The sequence below is a fragment of the Stappia sp. BW2 genome, from assembly GCF_008107695.1.
Classification (GTDB): Bacteria; Pseudomonadota; Alphaproteobacteria; order Rhizobiales; family Stappiaceae; genus Roseibium.
Genome location: NZ_VIRG01000058.1, coordinates 202,615 through 221,032, shown reverse-complemented (window position 1 = coordinate 221,032; position 18,418 = coordinate 202,615). Strand labels below are relative to the sequence as shown.

Below are 18,418 nucleotides of genomic sequence, written 5' to 3'. Positions count from 1 at the left end.
GAAGACAGGTCGATCCTTCGTCATGCGGACATTGCCACATGGATTTCAGCCCGCTATGAGCTTCACAGCGGCGGTCCACTTCGCCGACCGGCTTTTTCGGAGGGTACTGCATGTTGAAACGGTTGCTGTCGGACTCGGTTTCCATTGTGTTTGGTAATCTGGAAACCGTGTTCAAGGTGTGTGGCGGCTGGTTTCTTCTGCAATTCGTGCTCTCTCTTCTCATTCTGGCGAATGGCGCGAACATCGACGCGGCGACTGCGCCGGAAGATATTTCCGGAACGACGGTCCTGCTGCTTCTGACCTCCATGCTGATTGCGCTGCTGTCGTCCGCTTCCATTTCGGTCGCCTGGCACCGGTTCGGTCTGTTGAACGAGCGACCCGGGCCACTGCACTTTCGCGTCGGAGCGGTCGAGTTCCGCTTCATCGGGCAAATGCTTCTGCTCTCGCTTGCCGCCGTCGTTGTCGTGCTGCCTGCCGCACTGGTGATCGGCGTGCTGTCGAGCCTGTTCAAAAGCAACGTCCTGACGGTGATGCTGTGGATCGTCGCGATTTTCATTCTCGCCCCGTTCCTGTTCCGTCTGAACCTCAGTCTGCCGGCCGTTGCCGTTGAGCGACCGCTCGGCTTCAGTCAGATGCTTCAGTTCGGAAAAGGCCTCGGCATGCCGATGTTCCTGGCTGCGCTTATCCTGATCCTGCCTTTTGTCGCCGTTGGCGAGGGGCTGCAGTATCTTCTTGGTCTTCTGTCCGGCGGCCTGCCGGCGGCCCTCATCCAGATGAAGATCCTCGTGCTCAACGTGCTGGTGCAGATCATCGTTACCGTGCTGGGAATCTCGATCCTGACGGCAGGGTACCGGATCGCGATGGAGCGGCCTGAAGGGGCTGGTGCCCAGGTCTGAATCGCGTATCCTTCGCTGGTCGCAACCAACCGGGGCAGATCATGTTTTTCACCGTTCTGGAACGTTCGCTATCGTTGGCGCAGCACAATTTCGGGACGCTTCTGAAAACCGGCTGGGCCTATATCCTGCTTCTGGTCGCCCTGAATTTCGCCATTGGCGGATCGCTGATGCCGGAAAGCGGCTTCAAGACCGTTTCCTACATGACCGAGCCGGTCGCCGCGGCAGATGAGGGCGCGCTCAGGGCGCTGGCAGCCATCGCCAATCTGCTTGTCGGCTTTTCCATCGCCATTGCCTATGTCCGGCGCATTCTGATCGACGCGCGGGATTTTCCGGTCACCTTCGGGGCGCGCAACATCCGTGTCATTTTCAACATGATCATACTTGCGCTGATCGGGGCTCTGTCGCTGCTGCCGCTTGTGATCGTTTCGCTGCTATTGGCCGCGGTAACGGCGGGCCTCGGCTTGCTGCTCCTTTTTCTGGCACCGTTCATTGCGTTGATGGTGGTGCAACGGTTTTCCGTAGTGCTGCCGGCAGCGGCGGTGGACGATCCGCTGACGCTCAGGGAAAGCTGGCGGACAACATCCGGGCTTGGCTGGGCGATGGCCTTTGCGGCGCTGGTGATGAGCCTGCTCGCGGGGTTCCTGGTTGGTATCCTGGCGGTCGTGCTCGGGGTGAGCGATGGGTTGATGCCTGCCAGCGTGCTGTGGCAGCAGATCCGTTCGGCGGTCTTTCCGATGGGCACCATGCTGATCCTGGTGTGGGCATTCGCCAGTCTGCACGCGACTTTCTACGGCCTGATCCGCGAACGCTTTGCCTCGCAGCTCGGTCTCAAACAGGAAGATCTTTCCAGGGCTGAAGCACAGAGGGACGCCGCGCGGGAACGGGCGCGCAAGGCGCTGGCCGGAGCGCAGCGCATGAACAGGCGCTGATGATCCGGCCAGGTGAAAAATCATCATTCCGATGTTGCGGTGCGGCGATAACTGGTCGAATGTGTTCCTGAAATTTCAGTACGGATGCCTCCTTCCATCCCGTGGAATGAATGAGGCCTCTCCGCTTTTCAAAGATCCGTTTGCGGAAGACCGGGCCGTTCCGGCTGGTGGTCCGCCGATCAAGGGAGACCCCAAATGCTTGCCAACAAAACCGCCGTCATTACCGGATCCACTTCAGGCATCGGTCTGGGCTATGCACGCGCTTTTGCGGAAAAGGGCGCCAATGTCGTTATCAACGGGTTGGGCGATCAGGACGAGATCGAGAAGACCCGTGCCGCCATTGAGGCCGACTTCGGGGTGCGTTGCACCTATTCGCCGGCGAACATGCTGAAGGGCGACGAGATCGCCGGCATGATCGCCGATGCGGAAAAGGAATTCGGCGGGGTTGATATCCTGGTCAACAATGCGGGTATCCAGTTCGTGTCGCCGGTCGATGAATTCCCGATTGAAAAATGGGACGCGATCATCGCGATCAATCTGACGTCCGCCTTCCACACCATTCGGGCCGCGCTGCCGGGCATGAAGTCCAGAGGCTGGGGCCGGATCGTCAACACCGCTTCCGCCCACGCGCTTGTCGCTTCGCCCTACAAGTCCGCTTATGTGGCGGCCAAGCACGGCATTGCCGGCCTCACCAAAACAGTGGCGCTGGAAGTGGCGCAGCAGGGTATCACGGTCAACGCCATCTGCCCGGGGTATGTCTGGACCCCTCTGGTGGAGGCGCAGATACCCGACACGATGAAGGCGCGCAACATGACCGAAGAGCAGGTCAAGAACGATGTCATGCTCGCCGCTCAGCCAACCAAGGAGTTCGTGACCATCGAGCAGGTGGCTGCCTATGCAGTGTTCCTGTGCTCTGACGCCGCCGCGTCGATCACCGGATCCATCCTGCCCATCGATGGCGGCTGGACCGCGCACTGACCCGCGCTTCTCGCGGCGCGGGCTGTCGTCCGCCCGCGAGTTTCGCCAAATCCCCAAAATGGAGGAGCCGCCATGGCCGCGCCGAAGAAGATCAATCTTGCCCTTCAAGGTGGCGGTGCGCATGGCGCCTTCACCTGGGGCGTTCTGGACTGGTTTCTGGAAGATCGGCGGTTGAAGATCGACGCCATCAGCGGTACTTCCGCCGGCGCGATGAATGCGGTTGTCCTTGCCAGTGGTATGCAGGAGGGCGGTGAAGACGGTGCGCGTGAGAGCCTGGAAGCTTTCTGGTACGAAGTCAGCAAGCAGGCCAAATACAGCCCGATCCAGCGGTCGCCTCTGGATGTTTTCCTGGGAGAATGGAGCCTGGATCATTCGCCCAGCTATCTCTTCTTCGACGTGTTGACGCGTTTTGCGTCGCCTTACGAATTCAACCCGCTCAACGCCAATCCACTACGCGATGTCGTGGAAAAGACGGTCGATTTCGACCGGGTCAATGAATGCGAGCACATGAAGATCTTCGTTGCGGCGACAAATGTCTTTACCGGCAAGATCCGCGTGTTCAGCGAAAAGGAAGTCACCCTGGACGCGGTGATGGCCTCGGCCTGCCTGCCGCAGGTGTTTCAGGCAGTGGAAATCGATGGGGAGCCCTATTGGGATGGTGGATACATGGGCAATCCGCCTCTCTATCCGCTGTTTTACGGCACGGATACACCGGATGTGATGCTCATTCAGATCAACCCCATCGAACGGCGCAACGTGCCCAAGACAGCGCGGGAGATCGTTAATCGGCTCAACGAGATCACGTTCAATTCCACGCTGCTTCGCGAGCTCAGGGCGATCGATTTCGTCACGCGTCTGGTCGAGGAAGGTAAGCTGTCCGGCGAAGAATACATGAAGGTGAAAATGCACCGGATTTCCGCCGGTGAACTGAAGCCGCTTCAAGCCTCGTCGAAAATGAATGCCGAATGGGCGTTCCTGACCGACCTGAAGGAACTTGGGCGCAAGACCGCACAGGAATGGCTCGAGCGGCACTATGACGATATCGGCAAACGCTCGACGATTGACGTCAAGGGAGAGATTTCCTGACGGGCAGGCTCCTGGGTTTCTTAACTATCTGTTAGCCGTGTTCGCAAGTGGCGTTGCAAAATGCAATGCAGAAGTTGTCAACAAAGCCTAAACATATTCAGCATCTTGTGCCGACAGCTCCAGCCAGGGGCAGATCTGGTTTGAAACGCCGTGAAAGCAAATTGGCAAGGCTTTTGCGATGTGCACCATACGCTGATTGTCAGGTAGTGCGTCGTCAGCGCCTAGATGGATGGAAGGAGTGGGCATCTGCGACCCCGCCTGCTTCTTCCCTCCCTTTTTTTCATGACCTTCCAAAAGCTCACACGCGTCACAGCATCGCATCGATGTGACGTGGATCTTCCGACTTTTCTCATTTTTTCAACCTTGTGATCGGATACAGTCCTTCAACCGCCAGAAGTGCGACCTATGTTTAGATGAGATTGGCAAAGGGATTTGCGATGAAAAACAGGGTGACCCGGGTTCTTGCAGGGTGCGTCGGCGCAATGGTTCTGCTGGCGTCCAATGGCGTGCAAGCCGGAAGCGATGCAGCGCGCATGGCCGAGATCAAGGAAAAGGGCGGTTGCCCCCGTTGCGATCTCGAACTGGCGGAACTTCGCGGACTGGTGCTTCAAAATGGAAATTTCGCCGGTGTCAATCTGCGGGAAGTCGATCTGAAGGAAGCGATGCTGCCGGACGCGAATTTCACGAATTCCGATTTTCGTCGGACGGAAGCCGAACGGGCCGATTTCTCCGGCAGTGATTTCACCGGTTCCAACATGCGATCTGTCGATCTTGAAAAATCCAATCTGAACAAGGCGAATTTTCAGGATGCGGACCTCCGGGACGGGGATCTGAACACGGTCGAGGCGAATGGAGCCATTTTTGACGGCGCAGACATGCGCAATGTCCTGTTGACCCGATCGATGGCGAACAATGCCTCCTTCAAGGGTGCCAAGATGGACGACGCGAACCTGGAGCGCGTCGACATGAGCGGGGCGAACTTCCAGGGCGCCCGCATGCGCCAGGCCAAGCTCGACAGGATCAAGGCTCACAATGCGAATTTTTCAGGAGCGGATTTTTCCGGTGTGCGTCTGGTCAGTTCAGATCTGACGGGCGCTAACCTGGAAGGCGTCAATTTCGACGGAGCTCTGCTGCGACGTACGCGTCTTGCCGGTGCCGATCTGTCCGGCGCCTACAATCTTGATCCGAAGCGCATTCTGGGCGCCTGTGGTGACGACACCACGAAGTTGCCGCGTGGCATCACACTCGTTCCCTGCGCCTGGTAAGTCCTCAGGAACGGATGGGTAGACAGGGTCTTTCGATCCTGTGCTGCCCTTGCCCGTCCGGCGTCATCCTGCAATGACGCGCCTGTGCGCGAGGCGGCTCATCTGGTGTCGATCCTGTGGCAATTCCTTCGCGTCTGCATTCTTCCGTCGGCGGTTGAACCTTCCGGTCAAACGAAAACTGCTGCTGTCCCGTCAGGGGCAGCAGCAGCTCAAGTCATACCAGAACGTGCCTGGGATGGTTCCCTTGGGGGGGGCAATGCCTTCAGGTGACAGGTGTCTTCACGTTGTCGACGCGTGTCATCTGGCGAAGAGCCGGCAACCGGCGCCGCTCTTGGCGATATGCTTCTAGAACAGGTCGAAAGCGAAGCGATAGGTAACACCAGCGCCGATGCTGAACTGGTTTTCACTGCCGTTCTTGGCAATCGGGCTGTCCGCTGCATCGCCGATAAGCCGGTCATAGCCACCTTGCAGGTGCAGGCGAATGTCGTCGCTGAAATCGTAGCTGGCACGTGCCGCCAGGCCGACGCTCTTGAAACCCGCGCTCGGATTGAATTTCGTCAGGCGTCCGCCACTGTTGGCTGCTTCGGTGGAAGTCACGCCGAAATAGGTGTCCATGTATTCGTCCGAGGCAAAGCTTGCGCGCGGACCAGCACTGATTTCCCACTTTTCAGCAGGATAGACGATGCCGTCGAGCCCAAGCTGACCAACCTGGCCTGTGTGCCCGTTGATGCCCTGACGCAACTCTGCGAAAGCCCGGAAGTGCTCGGTGCGGAAACCGCCCCCGAGGCCGAGTTCAAGTGCCCAGTCGATGGTGTTGGTGCCGGTCAGGTCGGTGCTGTCGCTGGCCTTGCGCTCGCCGATGAAGTTGAAAGACGGGTAGAAGAACACACCGGACTTGCGGCGGCCGTCGACAACCTGGCCAAGACCCGGGAAGTAGAAGCGACCGACGGCGATGATCGGGAAAGGATAGACCAGGTAGGAGTCCGCAGCTTCGTACCGCGGCTTGACAATGGCGCCAGCGCCAAGATCAACCACGAACTGGCGGTTTGCGTCCTCTTCGGACAAGTCACCGCTTTGCGCCAGAGCGGCCCCGGACACAGCGCTAAGAGCCAGCGCCAGCGTAGCGCGCGTCATCAACTTGAACATTCAACCCACCAGTAAAGGAATTCCATTACCAGGAAGATAGCACGAGAAGTGCTTATACAAACCCTAAGGAGAATGGGTTTTGCCGGACTGTTGCATTTCCGCATCGCCCGATCGCGGGGGCAAAGCTTAAGCACAATCAAACGTCGGGAACGCTGGCGTCTTGCGGCGGGGCTGTCGGGAAGCTACATGAGGGCAGACCAGATTTTGAACGGCAACGGACCGGACCATGACCGCACTCTTCAACGTGATACTGCTCGCCCTGGAACTTTACACCTATGTGATCATCGCCAGCGCGATCTTCTCGTGGCTCTATGCCTTCAATATCGTCAATTCGAGCAACCAGATCATCAATTCCATCGGGCGGGTTCTCTACAACCTGACGGAGCCGGCGCTCAGGCCGATCCGGCGGTTCCTGCCGGATCTCGGCGGTGTCGATATTTCCCCGGTGATCCTGCTGCTTCTGATCATTTTCGTCCGCCAGTTGATCATCCTGAACATCCTGCCGATGTTCCGGGGCTATTGACGGGTCAGTTGTGCAGAGCCCGGGCATTTCGTCCGGGCGTCCAGCCACATGTTCCGCTTTTGCCAGATGGACATACCGGATGCGCCCGCGTCCGGTGACGGAAAGTCGGCGCTTATTGTTCAAAGCCCGGGTCGGCCGCCCGGGCTTTTTGCTGTTCAGGCGTTTCAGTCTTCCAGCTTGCGCGCCTCGTCGGGCAGCATGATCGGGATGCCATTGCGGATCGGGTAGGCAAGCTTGGCGGTGCGCGAGATCAGTTCCTTGGCGTCCGCGTCATATTCGAGCGTGGTCTTGGTCACGGGGCACACCAGCAGTTCCAGCAGCTTGCGGTCCACCGGGCGTTCGGTCGGTTCAGTCATGTCCGGGTGTCTTTCAGGTTGAGGCGCCAAGATCAGTCCACTCACTGCAACGTGGTGCCGCCGTCATTTTGTGTGCGGGCAAGGTCCATCTCGGTGATGGCGATCAGGGTTTCCGCACGGGTCTTCAGATCGCGAGCTTCCAGCAGGGCCTGTTTTTCCTGCGGGCCGTAAGGGCACATCATGCACAGCGCGTTCACCAGCACTTCCGTTTCGGCTTCCGACACGCTCTGCCAGTCGGCTTCCAGATTGTTGGCGTCCAGATATTCGCGCAGGGTTCTGAGCAGGCCTGTCCGGTCGACATCTTCCTCGCCCTGGCCGCATTTCAGGTCATGCGCAAAGGCGGAAAAATCACACTCGATCTGGCGGAACTTGCTGAAGTCCTCGACCTCCCGGCCAAGGGCAAACCTTGTGATGCCCTGCAAGGTGATCAGATAGCGGCCGTCTCCGGTTTCCTGGAAACTGGTCAGCCGGCCAACGCAGCCGATGCTGGCAAGGGGCGGATTATCCGGATCGTCCGACGGGCGGTCGGGAGATGGTTGCACCATTCCGATCAGGCGGTTGCCGGCCAATGCAGCATCCACCATGTCGATGTAGCGCGGTTCGAAAATGTTCAGTGGCAACTGGGTGCGCGGCAACAGCAGCGCTCCTGGCAGCGGAAACACGGGCAGGATTGGCGGCAGATCCGCTATGGTTTCATAAATCGCATTTCCCGCCTGCATTCCGGTGCCTTCTTTTTCGTCTTTATCGCCGCATGACTGCCAGCTTCGTGCTGTTTCCTAAATGTGTGTCAGTTGTTGCGGTCGTCAAGAAAACAGAACGGAGGAAAGCTTGCGCCGGCCATAGGCGCTGGCCGGATCCTTGAATCCCCAGGCTTCGAAGAACTGCAGAAGCTGCTTGCGCGCACCGTCTTCATTCCACTCGCGATCCCGGCGAACAATCTCGATCAGCTGGTCGACAGCGCCTTCCTTGTCGCCCTTGCCATTGAGGCCAAGCGCAAGGTCGAACCGGGCCTGCAGATCGAGCGGATCCTTTGCGATCCGGTCCTGCAGCTCCGCAAGGTCGCCCAGCGACGCCGCCTGTTCGGCAAGTTCCACTGCCGTCTTGGCCGCGACATAGGCTTCTTCGGTGTGCTTTTCTTCCGGCACCAGTTCCAGTGCCTGCTTGGCACGTTCCAGGTCATCGGCGCCCAGATAGCACTGCGCGAGACCGGCAATTGCGGTCACATTGTCCGGCTCCATCTGCATCACGGCGCCGAAAAGCTGTGCGGCCTGGCCGTAATCCTTGGCCACCAGAAGATCAGCTGCCTGCTCCAGGAAGGTTTCGGTCTGGCTGACCGGGGCAGGGCCGGCAACGCGTTCGATAAATTCCTGGACCTGGCTTTCCGTCTGCGCGCCCATGAAGCCGTCCACAGGCTGTCCGTCCTTGAAGGCGACCACGGCGGGGATCGACTGGATGCCCATCTGGCCGGCAATTTCCGGATGGTCGTCAATGTTCATCTTGGCCAGTTTGACGCGGCCGCCTGCGGCCTTCACCGCGGCTTCGATGACCGGTGTCAGCTGCTTGCACGGCCCGCACCATGGCGCCCAGAAATCCACCAGAACCGTCTGCTGGCGGGATGCTTCCATGACGTCGGCCATGAACGTTTGCGTGGTAACGTCGAAGATGAGATCACCGGCTGGGGCATCGCCGCCATTGCCGCCGCCCATGTTGCCACCGCCCATGCTTCCGCCACCCGGACCGCCGTAACCGCCGCCCATACTTGCGCCAAAGCCGCCGCCGACCTGGCCACCGATGCTGTAATTGCCGTTGCTCATGTGTCGCCTCGAAATGTCCCGCCGGTGCCTGAGGCATTCCGGCTCAAAGTGAATGCCGTTGAATGGTTGAGTTGGTCCATAACATGGAGCCAGTGGGCGCGAAATACAAACGCCTTTCCCTGCCGATAAGTGCGGGCGGCTAAAGCCCCGCCGCCTTGGCTTCCTCACTGACTGCCAGAACCTGTGCCGTGTGGCCGCAAGCAGACGCGAATTTCAGAAGATCGGCCGAGGAGATCGACGTGGTCGCGTTGTTCTTCAGCGGATGATAATTCAGAACCTCATGCTGCATCATCGCCGCGTCGAAGACGGGCGTGACCCTTTGGGCTTCGCGGTCGTTGATCAGCGAGAAAGGCGTCACCGAGCCCGGTTCCACGCCAAGCACTTCCATCAGAAGATCCGCGTTGCCGAAAGACACACGCCCCTGGGCACCGATGATCTGGTGCGCTTTCTTCAGGTCGATTTCCGCATCATGCAGGGCGACGATCAGGAACAGCCGCCCCTTCTTGTCCTTCACGAACAGGTTCTTGGTGTGGCCACCGGGAATGCGTTCATGCAGGTCGCCGGACTCTGCAACGGTAAAGACGGGCTCGTGATCCACGGTCGTGACGGGGATCCCGAGTTCCTCGAAAAAGGCCAGTAGGTCGTCGCGTGTCGCCGGCATGTGTTTTCCTGAGAAATTTGAGAGCTTTTGCGCTGTCTAGCGCGATTTGGCTACCGGCCACAAGAGGAGGGGAGTAGAAAAAGCGGCAGAAATCTGCGATTTTCCGGCGCTGATTTCATAGGAAATCCACAAATGGAAGGCCAGCAAAAATTCTTCAATTTCGGTGTTGCAATCCGTCTCAGCATAGTTCATATACTGCGCCACCGACGCCGAGGCGGTCACCGCCACGGACTAGGGACGCTATGCGGGCGTAGCTCAGGGGTAGAGCACAACCTTGCCAAGGTTGGGGTCGTGGGTTCGAATCCCATCGCCCGCTCCAATTTGACCGAATGGTCCGATCAACCAGCATTCGAAAGAATGCTGGTTTTTTTGTTTTGGTTTCAGGATCGACGGTTTGCCGCGCTTGACCGCCAATATTTCGAGTTTCACCTAAACATTGAAACAAACCCGCCTCCCAACCGGAACGAAGTTGCAGGGGGCTCGGGAGTAATGTCGGGGTGCGTGATACGGAGGCGCCTTCAACCGGTGGCCTTCGTCTTTTGCCATGCCTCAAGTACCCAACTTGGCTGCAGCGGTGCCTTCCGGTTCCGCTGCAGCCCCAATGGCTGCCGGCGCGAAAAAGCTGAGCCCGTATTGCGCGTCTGGCTTTTCGGGGCTGTTGCCCAAAAAACATCTCACCGCATTCAATAGTGCCGCGCCTCTTGTCGGGCCGTGTTACCGTCCTCTCATGCCGATTGTAGTTGGGGGAAAGGCATGAACGCATTGAAGGATCAGCCGGTGTTCGGGTTTGCCGACTGGTGTCTGCGGGGCGTCGGGCAGGTTGTGTTTCAGAACAACCCGGTCTCGGGGCTGATTATCCTGGGCGCGCTTTTCTTCAATTCGCCGATCTACGGTGCCATTGCTGTCTTCGGCGTGGTGGTTTCAACTGCGACGGCAGTTCTTCTGAAGGCGGACAAGGGGCTGATCCGCGATGGCCTGTTCGGTTTCAACGGGGCACTCGTCGCGCTGGCATTGATTGCGTATACCAGTGAGGACTTTCACTATGGCGCTGTGCCGACCGCCTATCTGACGGTCTATATCGCCTTCGGTTGCGCCATGACGGCGATGGTGTTCACCAGTCTTGCAAACCTGCTTGGTCCGCACAGGGTCGCGCCACTGACAATGCCGTTCGTGCTGGTCGGCTGGCTGTTCCTGTTTGCCGTTCTGAAGTTCCACAGCATCGATGCCGGCCCGCTGGCGAAACCCGTGTCGCCCACCCAATATGACGGGACAGTCCAGTACACTCTGGCAACCTGGTACAAGGGCATTGGCAATGCCATCGGCCAGATCTTCTTTCAGGACAACTGGATCAGCGGGTATCTGATCGTGCTCGGCATTGCGGTGAACTCGCGCATCAGCGCGCTCATGGCACTGCTCGGAGCCAATGTGGCGGCCTTTGTCGCCGTTGTTTACGGCGCGCCGGAAGGGGCGATCAGTGATGGCCTGTTCGGCTACAACGCGGCCCTGACGGCGATCGCGCTCGGGGGCTTCTTCCTGGTGCTGACGCCAGCCTCCGCGCTCTACACACTGTTTGGCGTTGTCGTGTCGACCTGGCTCTGGGCGTCCGTCGCGATCTTTCTGGAGCCCATCGGCATGCCGGTGCTGACCTCGACCTTTGTCATCGTGACCTGGCTGATGCTGATCGGCGTCAACGGATTTGCGGTGCTTGTTCCGGTTGCGCCGGCAGATGCGGTTACGCCGGAGGCCAACCGCAGGCGTTATATTAAGGCGTTGCGGGAAGGGTGAGCGGGTGGACGGCTCAGACACCCTGTGAGCCAGAGAGGCTTTCCCGTTCCTCGAGACTGCCAGATCAGGGGCTCTCCGATCCCGGATCTTCGCTTCGCTGCGTCCGGGATGACGGTGGAAGGGCTGTCGAGCGAGCGGAGCAGAGTTGCTCCGCTCACTATTCACATGTCTCACTCAAACTTTAAGAAAACAGCCGTTTTCCGCATGTGAGCGTTCGGCGAGGTCGAGGGCGACCTGAAGCCGGGCGCCGTGTTCGAAGTCTGGGTCTGCCGGGGCTCCGGTCAGGATCGCGGCGGCAAAGCGCTGGTAGACAGTCGGCACGGGGCCAACCTCGATGTCGGTCCATTTGGCGGAGGGGAGATCTTCGCCCTTGCAGATGCGCAGGCCTTCGATGCCCTTTTCGAAACGCACTTCCAGGCCGCCCTTTTCGCCATAAAGACGCAGACGCAGGTCGTTGAGATGGCCGGAGGCGAACCTTGTGGCGCTGATTGTGCCGAGCGCGCCGTTTTCCAGTTCCGCCTGCAAGGTGGCGCTGTCGTTGGCGTCCAGCGTGTATTCGCCGATCTTGCCGCCCTCGGCCTTGTCGAAAGTCTTCAGCCGGCAGGAAAGTTCGCTCACCGGGCTGCCAGCGGCGAAGATGACGAAGTCGAGGATATGGATGCCCACATCGCCGAGAACGCCCTTGGAGCCATGTGCACTCGACAGGCGCCAAAGCCACTGGCTTTCGGTTTTCCAGTCTCCCCAGGCCGGCTGGGTCAGCCAGCTTTGCAGATAGGAAGCCTCGAAATGGCGAAGGGTGCCGATGGTGCCTTCGGCGACCAGCTCGGCTGCCTTCTGTAGCACGGCGACATTGCGATAGCTGAGGTTGACCATGCCGATCAGGTTCTGCGCGCGGGCCAGATCCGCCATTTCGCGGGCGTCGGCAGCATTGGTCGCCAGCGGCTTTTCACACAGAACGTGCTTGCCCGCCTTCATCAGGGCCATCGTGGTCGGATGGTGCGCAGCATCCGGCGTCACGTTGGCTGCAGCGTCAAAGCCGCCCCAGGCGATTGCCTCGTCCAGCGTCGCGAAGCGGTTCGGAATGGCAAAGGTGTCACAGAATTGGGTGAGAACGTCCGGGCGGCTGTCGACACCGCCGACGATTTCAACGCCGTCGATTTTCGAAAAGGCATCCGCGTGGGTACGCGCCATGTTGCCGGTTCCGACAATCAGGATCCGGAGAGGAGTTGTAGCAGAGGTCACGGGGATCTTCCTCAGCGTTTGGGGATAGGCCGGACCGGCCAAAAGCTGCCGGTCCGGAAGGGCATTCGGATCAGCGGAAGCCTTCTTCACCTTCAGCGTGAAGCTTGGGGCCACGCTCCTCGATCTTTTCAGGCGCTGATTCCACCGGCACATTGGGGGCGGCGTTCGGATCGGCGATTCGGGCCATCGGGTTGAACGCCCATTTGACGCCGTTCTTCAGCACCGTCTGCACATGTTCATTGTGATAGGTCGGATAGGTCTCGTGACCCGGGCGGAAGTAGAAGACATTGCCGGCGCCACGCTTGTAGGTCAGGCCCGAGCGGAACACCTCACCGCCCTGGAACCAGCTGATGAAGACCGTTTCCAGCGGCTCCGGCACGCCAAAGGGCTCGCCATACATTTCTTCCATTTCCAGCTCGAAGCTGTCCGGTAGGCCAGTGGTGATCGCGTGGTTGCGGCTGGTCACCCAAAGGCGCTCGCGTTCCCCGGCCTCGCGCCAGGTGAGGTTGCACGGACCGCCCATCAACCTCTTGAACGGCTTGGCGAAGTGGGCCGAATGCAGAAACACCATGCCCATGCCGGACCAGACAGCGTCGCAGACCCGCTCGACCACCTCGTCGGCAACGTCGCCATGGGCGGCGTGACCCCACCAAAGCAGCACGTCCGTTTCGGCAAGGCGTTCCTTCGTCAGGCCGTGTTCGGGCTCCTGAAGAGTTGCCGTGGTGGCGTTGATTTCGGGATCGGTATTCAGCGTATCGGCGATGCACTGGTGCATGCCGTCCGGATAAACACCCGCGACGATCTTGTTGTGCTGTTCATGGACGTTTTCGCCCCAGACCACGGCTCTGATCGGCATGTCAGCCTCTCCCGTTGTTCAGATGTTGGCAGAATTGTTGGCAAATTCAGAACTGAAGCGCTTTCCCTGAAAGATCCTCCAAAGCGCTTTGGATAGCGCTAGCATCAGGGTTTTATGCTGTCAATCGGACGGGCTGTAATATTCGATCACAGTTCGCATCGAGGGCTCCAAACCGGCGCGGGAGAACCAGAGAATTGCTGCTGGGTCTTCCGGGCAAAAGGCCACCCGGCGAAAACCACACGCCGTTAAAAAGCCGCACCAGACACCAACGCATCCGTTAGGCCAGACCGTCCCGGCTGTGACGCACCGCCGCATTTCTCGTCATGCCCACTTATGAAAACATACCATATGTTATGGTTTGTTATGGAGGTGGGCATGGAAATGAATGGTCTCCTGTTGGCGGCTGCGGGTCTGTCTGCTGCCGTCTGCCTGATCCACACATTCGCGGGGGGGCGCACGATTGCCGTGCCGCTGCTGAATGCGGCGGATCTGCATCCGGTGCCGAAATATGTCGCTTACTACTGCTGGCACATCGTCACGATTGTCCTGGCGATGATCGCGGTCATGTTCGTCCTTGCGGGAACACGGCCCGAAAGCCTCGACCTTGGCTGGGTGGCCACGGCCTTGACCGCGTCTTTCTGTCTGCTGGGCCTTGCGGTGCCGCCGCTGAAGAAGCAGAAATACAGCCAGATGCCGCAGGGCTGGCTGTTTCTGCCGATTGTCGTGCTGGGTGTTCTGGGTGGAGTGAGCTGACCTGAAGAAGCGTTTCGGAAAATCGGACTGGCTTGATCTCGGCCTGACGCAGCTTGCGAAGGACGGGCCTGCGGGACTGACCATCGAGGCGCTTTGTTCTGCGGCCGGTCGTACCCGCGGTTCATTCTATCATCACTTCAAGGATCACGGTGCCTTTGTGGAAGCCTTGATGCTTGCCTGGAAACAGCGGCACACGCTGAACCTTGTCGATCAGACCCTGGCCGAAGAAAGTGCATTGCGCACCCGCAAACTGTCTGACCTTGCCAACGGTCTGGACCACCGGCTGGAGCGGGCCGTGCGCCGATTCGCGCAGTCAGATCGGCAGGCGCAGGAGATTGTCCGGGATGTTGACGACCTGCGGACCGGTTTCATCGCCCAGCTTTACGAAATCGGAGGGCTCGCGCCAGCGCTTGCAGCGGATGTTGCAAAAATCGAATACGCCGCTTTTGTCGGCAGCCAGATCGTTTGGCCGGACATGCCGGCGGAAGACCGCGCCGCCCTCGACCGGCGGTTCGCGCAGCTTGTTGCAATGGCGACGGTTGCGGGATCCGAAACGTAAATCTGGAACTCGTGCATGAAAAAGCCCCGGACGCTCGAAGAGGCCCGGGGCAGATTTGCGGGGATGCGGTGTCCTAGTATCCGGCGGCCAGAGCGCCTGGGCGGCGCGGGTCGGAGGCCCCGGCCAGCACGCCGTCAACGAGCATGATCGACTGGGTCGAGCCCATGGCGTTCTTGACTTCCACCTTGTGTCCGCGCTCTTCCAGAAGGCGGATGGTGTCCGGCGAAAGCCCTTCCTCGATGCGGATCTCATCCGGCAGCCATTGATTGTGGATGCGCGGGGCGGCGGTTGCCTCGGCAATGTTCATGCCGTGGTCAACGACGTTGAGGATGATCTGCAACGTGGTGGTGATGATGCGGCTGCCGCCCGGAGAACCCGTTGCCAGCAACAGGTCGCCGTCCTTGAACACCAGTGTCGGGCTCATGGAAGACAGCGGCCGCTTGCCGCCCTCGACCGCGTTTGCCGTGCCGCCGACGAGGCCGTAGGCGTTGGGGACGCCGGGCTTCGCGGAAAAGTCGTCCAGCTCGTTGTTGAGCAGCACGCCGGTGCCGTCGGCGGTGAGGCCAACGCCGTAGGAAAAGTTCAGCGTGTAGGTGTTGGAGACGGCATTGCCATCCTTGTCGACGACGGAGAAATGCGTGGTCTGGTTGCTTTCATAGGGGAAAGGGTCACCCGGCTTCACCTCTACAGAGGGTGTGGCCGCGTCCATCTTGATGGTCTTGACCAGTTCTGCCGCGTAGGCCGGATCGGTCAGGCCTTTCACCGGAACCTCGACGAAATCCGGATCGCCCAGATACTTGGAGCGGTCTGCATAGGCGCGGCGCATGGATTCGGCCATCACGTGGATGCTGTCGGCGGAGTTCGGGCCATATTCGGCCAGCGGAAAGTTTTCCAGCATGTTGAGGATCTGCACGATATGGACGCCGCCGGAAGACGGCGGTGGCATCGATGCGATTTCATAGCCGCGATAGCTGCCCGTGACGGGCTCCCGCCAGATGGGTTTGTAACCGGCCAGATCTTCCGTGGTCATGCCGCCGCCGGAGGCCTGCACCTTCTGCGCGATTTTTTCGGCAACTTCACCGGTGTAAAAGCCTGCCGCGCCGCTGTCGGCGATGCGTTTCAATGTGTTGGCAAGGTCGGGCTGCTTGAGTGTATCGCCTGGTACGAACGGCAGGCCGCCGGTCTTGTAGAAGGTTGCGGCGGTTGCCGGGTCCTTGAGAAGCCGCTTTGCGGAGGCGGTCAGCGAGGCGGCAAGATCCGGTGTCACTTCGATGCCGTTTTCGGCAAGATCGATCGCAGGAGCCACGAGCTCGGCCCAGGTCAGCTTGCCGCTGCCGTGTTTTTCAAAGGCCGCGGCAAAACCGGCAACTGTGCCCGGAACCCCAACGGCAAGTCCGGAGAAGCGGGACTTCTGATTGTCCGGCTCGCCATCGTCTCCCAGAAACATGTCCTTGAAGGCAGCGTCCGGTGCTTTTTCCCGATAGTCGAGCGCTTCGGTTTCACCGCTGTCGGAAAGGTGGATCATCATGAAGCCACCGCCGCCCAGATTGCCGGCCCGGGGCAGCGTGACCGCCAGCGCGAAGCCGGTGGCAATGGCGGCATCGACTGCGTTGCCGCCTTTTTTCAGGATGTCGACACCGATGCGGGTTGCGACGGCCTCCTGGCTGGCAACCATGCCGTTTTGCGCCGTTTCCGGCTGGAACCGGTCTTTCAGCGAGTAGATCGGCGTTTCCTGCGCCGCAAGGGGTGCCGCGAGGCCGGCAACGAGCGCAGCTGCCAGGGAAACGGCGGCAAAGCTGGATTTGAGACAGTGTTTCATGGGGTCCTCCGGTCGCCGGAATGGCGGGAGCTTGCAGGTGGTAAGCAGATCGCGCAGCGGGCGTGGCGGTCTTTCGAGCAACTTTAAGTCGTTCTTGATTCAGCGCAAAGCCAGATGATCAGATAGGCTGCAGTCTGAACGCGGCAAGCTGCAAGAGCCCAGCTCGCGACTGGTTGAAGGAGGATCCATGAGCAACGCAATTGCGATTTCGACGCGGCCTTTTCCTGCAAGAGTTCGAGTGTTCCTGGGCGGAGCCGCCCTTGTGTGTGCCGTTGTCCTGTCCGGTGCCGGGGCTGCCGAGGCGGGGGATGCCGCCGCCGGCAAAGCGCTGGCCCTGCAATGGTGCTCTGCCTGCCATCTTGTCTCCGAGGATCAGGACCGGGCCTCCAGCGCGTCTCTGCCCAGCTTTTACGACATGGCGAAGGACACGAGCTGGTCTGAGGAAAAACTCGCGACTTTCCTCGCCAATCCTCATCCACAAATGCCGAACATGACGCTCGGCAACATCGAGATCGCAAATCTCGCCAGCTACATCACGTCCCTGGCACCCTGAGGCGGGTCGATTCGACAGACGAAGCGTCGTTATTGGAGTGCGCGGCCATCCTTCGAGACAGCGCGTTTGCGCTTCCTCAGGATGAGGGAGCGGGATTGTCAGGGTCTTTGTTTTGGTATCGGGTTTTCCGGACTGAGAATTTCCAGCCAGTCCGCGCTTTAAAGCTCGAACTCTGCGAGCATGGCGGCGTGGAAGGAGCCGGCATAGGCCTCTTCATCCGCATCGAAGACTTCATCGGGCAGGCCGACGTTGAACACTTTCAGGTCAATCGTCCGGTGGGCCATGGAGGCGCTGGCGAGAATGTGGTCCAGCGCCAGGCCCCTGCCCTTGTGAATGACGGTCTGGCGTCGTTCCGCTGGTAGTGAGGCGTCGAGCTGATAGAGGCGGCGCCCGTCAAGCTTTGGCGAACCGGTGTCGTCCGGGTCGGCGCGCAGCAGCCTGAGTGTTCCTGTTTCACCGGTTGCGTTGAAATCCCCCGCCAGCACGATGTGGCTGTTCTCGTTTGCATCGAACAGGCTTTCCACGGCAAGTCGCAGTTCCAGTGCCTGGGCGGTCTGTTTCAGGACGGATAGCTGGTAGCCTTCCGCCCAAGCGGAGACCGATTTCCACGTCCGGTCCTTCTTCTTGCCTCCACGGATCATGGCCGCAATCGGCGCGCGCAGGTGAACGCAGAAGACATGGAGGGGCCGCCCGGTACCGATATCGATTTCCACCTGCAGGACAGGGCGGTCGAACAGGATTGTTTGCGGGCTATCGTAGGCTGGCTCGGCGCTTTTGGGGTGCCACTGGGGTGGGTGGGCATGGTCCTGATAGAGGCTGGAGAACCCGGTTATCGGAAATCGCGAGAGTACCACCAGGTTGTGACGGTCACCGGGGCCTTTTCCGGAAGGGCGTTCGCTGGTCGCCCGGTGAAAGTTCTCATAGGGCGTTCCTTTCAGGAGCAGATCCAGCGCCTGGAATTGCCGTGCGGTCTTGCCTCTTATCTTCTGGGCGTTGACCTCCTGCAGGCACAGGATGTCGGCTCCAAGTTCCAGGATTTTGGGCCGAAGTGCGTCCAGCCGCGGCGTCAGGGCATCCGGGTCATGCCGGTCCGCGCCGAAAGATTCCATGTTGAAGGTGGCAAGTTTCATTCCGAAGACCCGCAGCTTGGACGCATGAGTGAAACCATAGCGGCACGACGGATCAAGTGGTAGAGAG

20 protein-coding genes, 1 tRNA gene and 1 pseudogene are annotated in these 18,418 nt (G+C 59.8%); 12 read left to right on the top strand and 10 right to left on the bottom strand.

Annotated features, from left to right (window positions below):
* Positions 1–110: 110 nt before the first annotated feature.
* The 5 genes from FMN63_RS09215 (at position 111) to FMN63_RS09195 (ending at position 5,154) form a co-directional block, all read left to right on the top strand.
* Positions 111–896 carry a hypothetical protein gene (locus FMN63_RS09215; protein WP_148583660.1) on the top strand — a complete coding sequence of 262 codons (786 nt, stop codon included), beginning with the start codon at positions 111–113 and terminating at the stop codon, positions 894–896.
* 41 nt (positions 897–937) lie between these two features.
* A complete protein-coding gene (locus FMN63_RS09210; RefSeq protein ID WP_148583659.1) occupies positions 938–1,825 on the top strand; it encodes a 4-hydroxy-3-methylbut-2-en-1-yl diphosphate synthase in 888 nt (295 codons plus the stop codon).
* 195 nt (positions 1,826–2,020) lie between these two features.
* Entirely contained in the window at positions 2,021–2,803 is a 783-nt protein-coding gene (locus tag FMN63_RS09205; protein WP_148583658.1) for a 3-hydroxybutyrate dehydrogenase, read from the top strand.
* 72 nt (positions 2,804–2,875) lie between these two features.
* On the top strand, positions 2,876–3,889 hold the full coding sequence (locus FMN63_RS09200; RefSeq protein WP_148583657.1) for a patatin-like phospholipase family protein: 1,014 nt from the start codon (positions 2,876–2,878) through the stop codon (positions 3,887–3,889).
* Positions 3,890–4,326: 437 nt separating this feature from the next.
* Positions 4,327–5,154, top strand: coding sequence for a pentapeptide repeat-containing protein (locus tag FMN63_RS09195; RefSeq protein ID WP_148583656.1), 828 nt, complete (start codon positions 4,327–4,329; stop codon positions 5,152–5,154).
* 345 nt (positions 5,155–5,499) lie between these two features.
* On the opposite strand, the gene FMN63_RS09190 is transcribed toward FMN63_RS09195, so the two are convergent.
* Complete coding sequence (locus FMN63_RS09190; protein ID WP_148583655.1) at positions 5,500–6,300, bottom strand: MipA/OmpV family protein; 801 nt, start codon at positions 6,298–6,300, stop codon at positions 5,500–5,502.
* Between the two features lie 226 nt (positions 6,301–6,526).
* Here FMN63_RS09190 and FMN63_RS09185 point away from each other — a divergent pair, with 226 nt between their 5' ends.
* A complete protein-coding gene (locus FMN63_RS09185) occupies positions 6,527–6,823 on the top strand; it encodes a YggT family protein (RefSeq protein WP_148583654.1) in 297 nt (98 codons plus the stop codon).
* A gap of 164 nt (positions 6,824–6,987) precedes the next feature.
* On the opposite strand, the gene FMN63_RS09180 is transcribed toward FMN63_RS09185, so the two are convergent.
* The 5 genes from FMN63_RS09180 to FMN63_RS09160 all read right to left on the bottom strand — a co-directional run bounded on the left by FMN63_RS09180 (position 6,988) and on the right by FMN63_RS09160 (position 9,882).
* Entirely contained in the window at positions 6,988–7,179 is a 192-nt protein-coding gene (locus FMN63_RS09180) for a Trm112 family protein (protein ID WP_148583653.1), read from the bottom strand.
* Between the two features lie 41 nt (positions 7,180–7,220).
* A complete protein-coding gene (locus FMN63_RS09175; protein WP_148583652.1) occupies positions 7,221–7,898 on the bottom strand; it encodes an LON peptidase substrate-binding domain-containing protein in 678 nt (225 codons plus the stop codon).
* Positions 7,899–7,982: 84 nt separating this feature from the next.
* The gene (gene trxA / locus FMN63_RS09170) at positions 7,983–8,993 is read right to left on the bottom strand and encodes a thioredoxin (protein WP_205513929.1); all 1,011 of its coding nucleotides are present in this window, start codon (positions 8,991–8,993) and stop codon (positions 7,983–7,985) included.
* Positions 8,994–9,132: 139 nt separating this feature from the next.
* Complete coding sequence (locus FMN63_RS09165; RefSeq protein ID WP_148583651.1) at positions 9,133–9,654, bottom strand: prolyl-tRNA synthetase associated domain-containing protein; 522 nt, start codon at positions 9,652–9,654, stop codon at positions 9,133–9,135.
* A 36-nt stretch (positions 9,655–9,690) separates the two neighbouring features.
* Positions 9,691–9,882 (bottom strand): hypothetical protein, encoded by a 192-nt coding sequence (locus FMN63_RS09160; RefSeq protein ID WP_148583650.1) that lies wholly within the window; start codon positions 9,880–9,882, stop codon positions 9,691–9,693.
* 16 nt (positions 9,883–9,898) lie between these two features.
* On the opposite strand from FMN63_RS09160, the gene FMN63_RS09155 reads away from it, so the two are divergent.
* A tRNA-Gly gene (locus tag FMN63_RS09155) sits at positions 9,899–9,973 on the top strand.
* A 434-nt stretch (positions 9,974–10,407) separates the two neighbouring features.
* Positions 10,408–11,439: an urea transporter gene (locus FMN63_RS09150; protein WP_148583649.1), complete on the top strand. Its 1,032-nt coding sequence runs from the start codon at positions 10,408–10,410 to the stop codon at positions 11,437–11,439.
* Between the two features lie 174 nt (positions 11,440–11,613).
* Here FMN63_RS09150 and FMN63_RS09145 read toward each other — a convergent pair whose 3' ends face one another.
* Positions 11,614–12,681, bottom strand: a complete 1,068-nt coding sequence (locus tag FMN63_RS09145) for a Gfo/Idh/MocA family protein (RefSeq protein ID WP_286192562.1) — start codon at positions 12,679–12,681, stop codon at positions 11,614–11,616.
* 70 nt (positions 12,682–12,751) lie between these two features.
* Entirely contained in the window at positions 12,752–13,537 is a 786-nt protein-coding gene (locus FMN63_RS09140; protein ID WP_148583648.1) for a ThuA domain-containing protein, read from the bottom strand.
* A 375-nt stretch (positions 13,538–13,912) separates the two neighbouring features.
* On the opposite strand from FMN63_RS09140, the gene FMN63_RS09135 reads away from it, so the two are divergent.
* The 3 genes and pseudogenes from FMN63_RS09135 to FMN63_RS09130 all read left to right on the top strand — a co-directional run bounded on the left by FMN63_RS09135 (position 13,913) and on the right by FMN63_RS09130 (position 14,849).
* Positions 13,913–14,290, top strand: a complete 378-nt coding sequence (locus tag FMN63_RS09135; protein ID WP_209001033.1) for a hypothetical protein — start codon at positions 13,913–13,915, stop codon at positions 14,288–14,290.
* 1 nt (position 14,291) lies between these two features.
* Positions 14,292–14,447, top strand: a pseudogene (locus FMN63_RS29815) (TetR/AcrR family transcriptional regulator); the annotation flags it as partial.
* A 12-nt stretch (positions 14,448–14,459) separates the two neighbouring features.
* A complete protein-coding gene (locus tag FMN63_RS09130; RefSeq protein ID WP_286192561.1) occupies positions 14,460–14,849 on the top strand; it encodes a hypothetical protein in 390 nt (129 codons plus the stop codon).
* A gap of 73 nt (positions 14,850–14,922) precedes the next feature.
* Here the strand turns inward: FMN63_RS09130 and ggt are convergent, their stop codons facing one another.
* Positions 14,923–16,668: a gamma-glutamyltransferase gene (gene ggt, locus FMN63_RS09125; protein WP_148583646.1), complete on the bottom strand. Its 1,746-nt coding sequence runs from the start codon at positions 16,666–16,668 to the stop codon at positions 14,923–14,925.
* A 187-nt stretch (positions 16,669–16,855) separates the two neighbouring features.
* Here ggt and FMN63_RS09120 point away from each other — a divergent pair, with 187 nt between their 5' ends.
* Positions 16,856–17,221, top strand: a complete 366-nt coding sequence (locus tag FMN63_RS09120; RefSeq protein WP_209001032.1) for a c-type cytochrome — start codon at positions 16,856–16,858, stop codon at positions 17,219–17,221.
* Between the two features lie 158 nt (positions 17,222–17,379).
* On the opposite strand, the gene FMN63_RS09115 is transcribed toward FMN63_RS09120, so the two are convergent.
* Complete coding sequence (locus tag FMN63_RS09115) at positions 17,380–18,351, bottom strand: endonuclease/exonuclease/phosphatase family protein (protein WP_148583645.1); 972 nt, start codon at positions 18,349–18,351, stop codon at positions 17,380–17,382.
* Positions 18,352–18,418 lie beyond the last annotated feature (67 nt).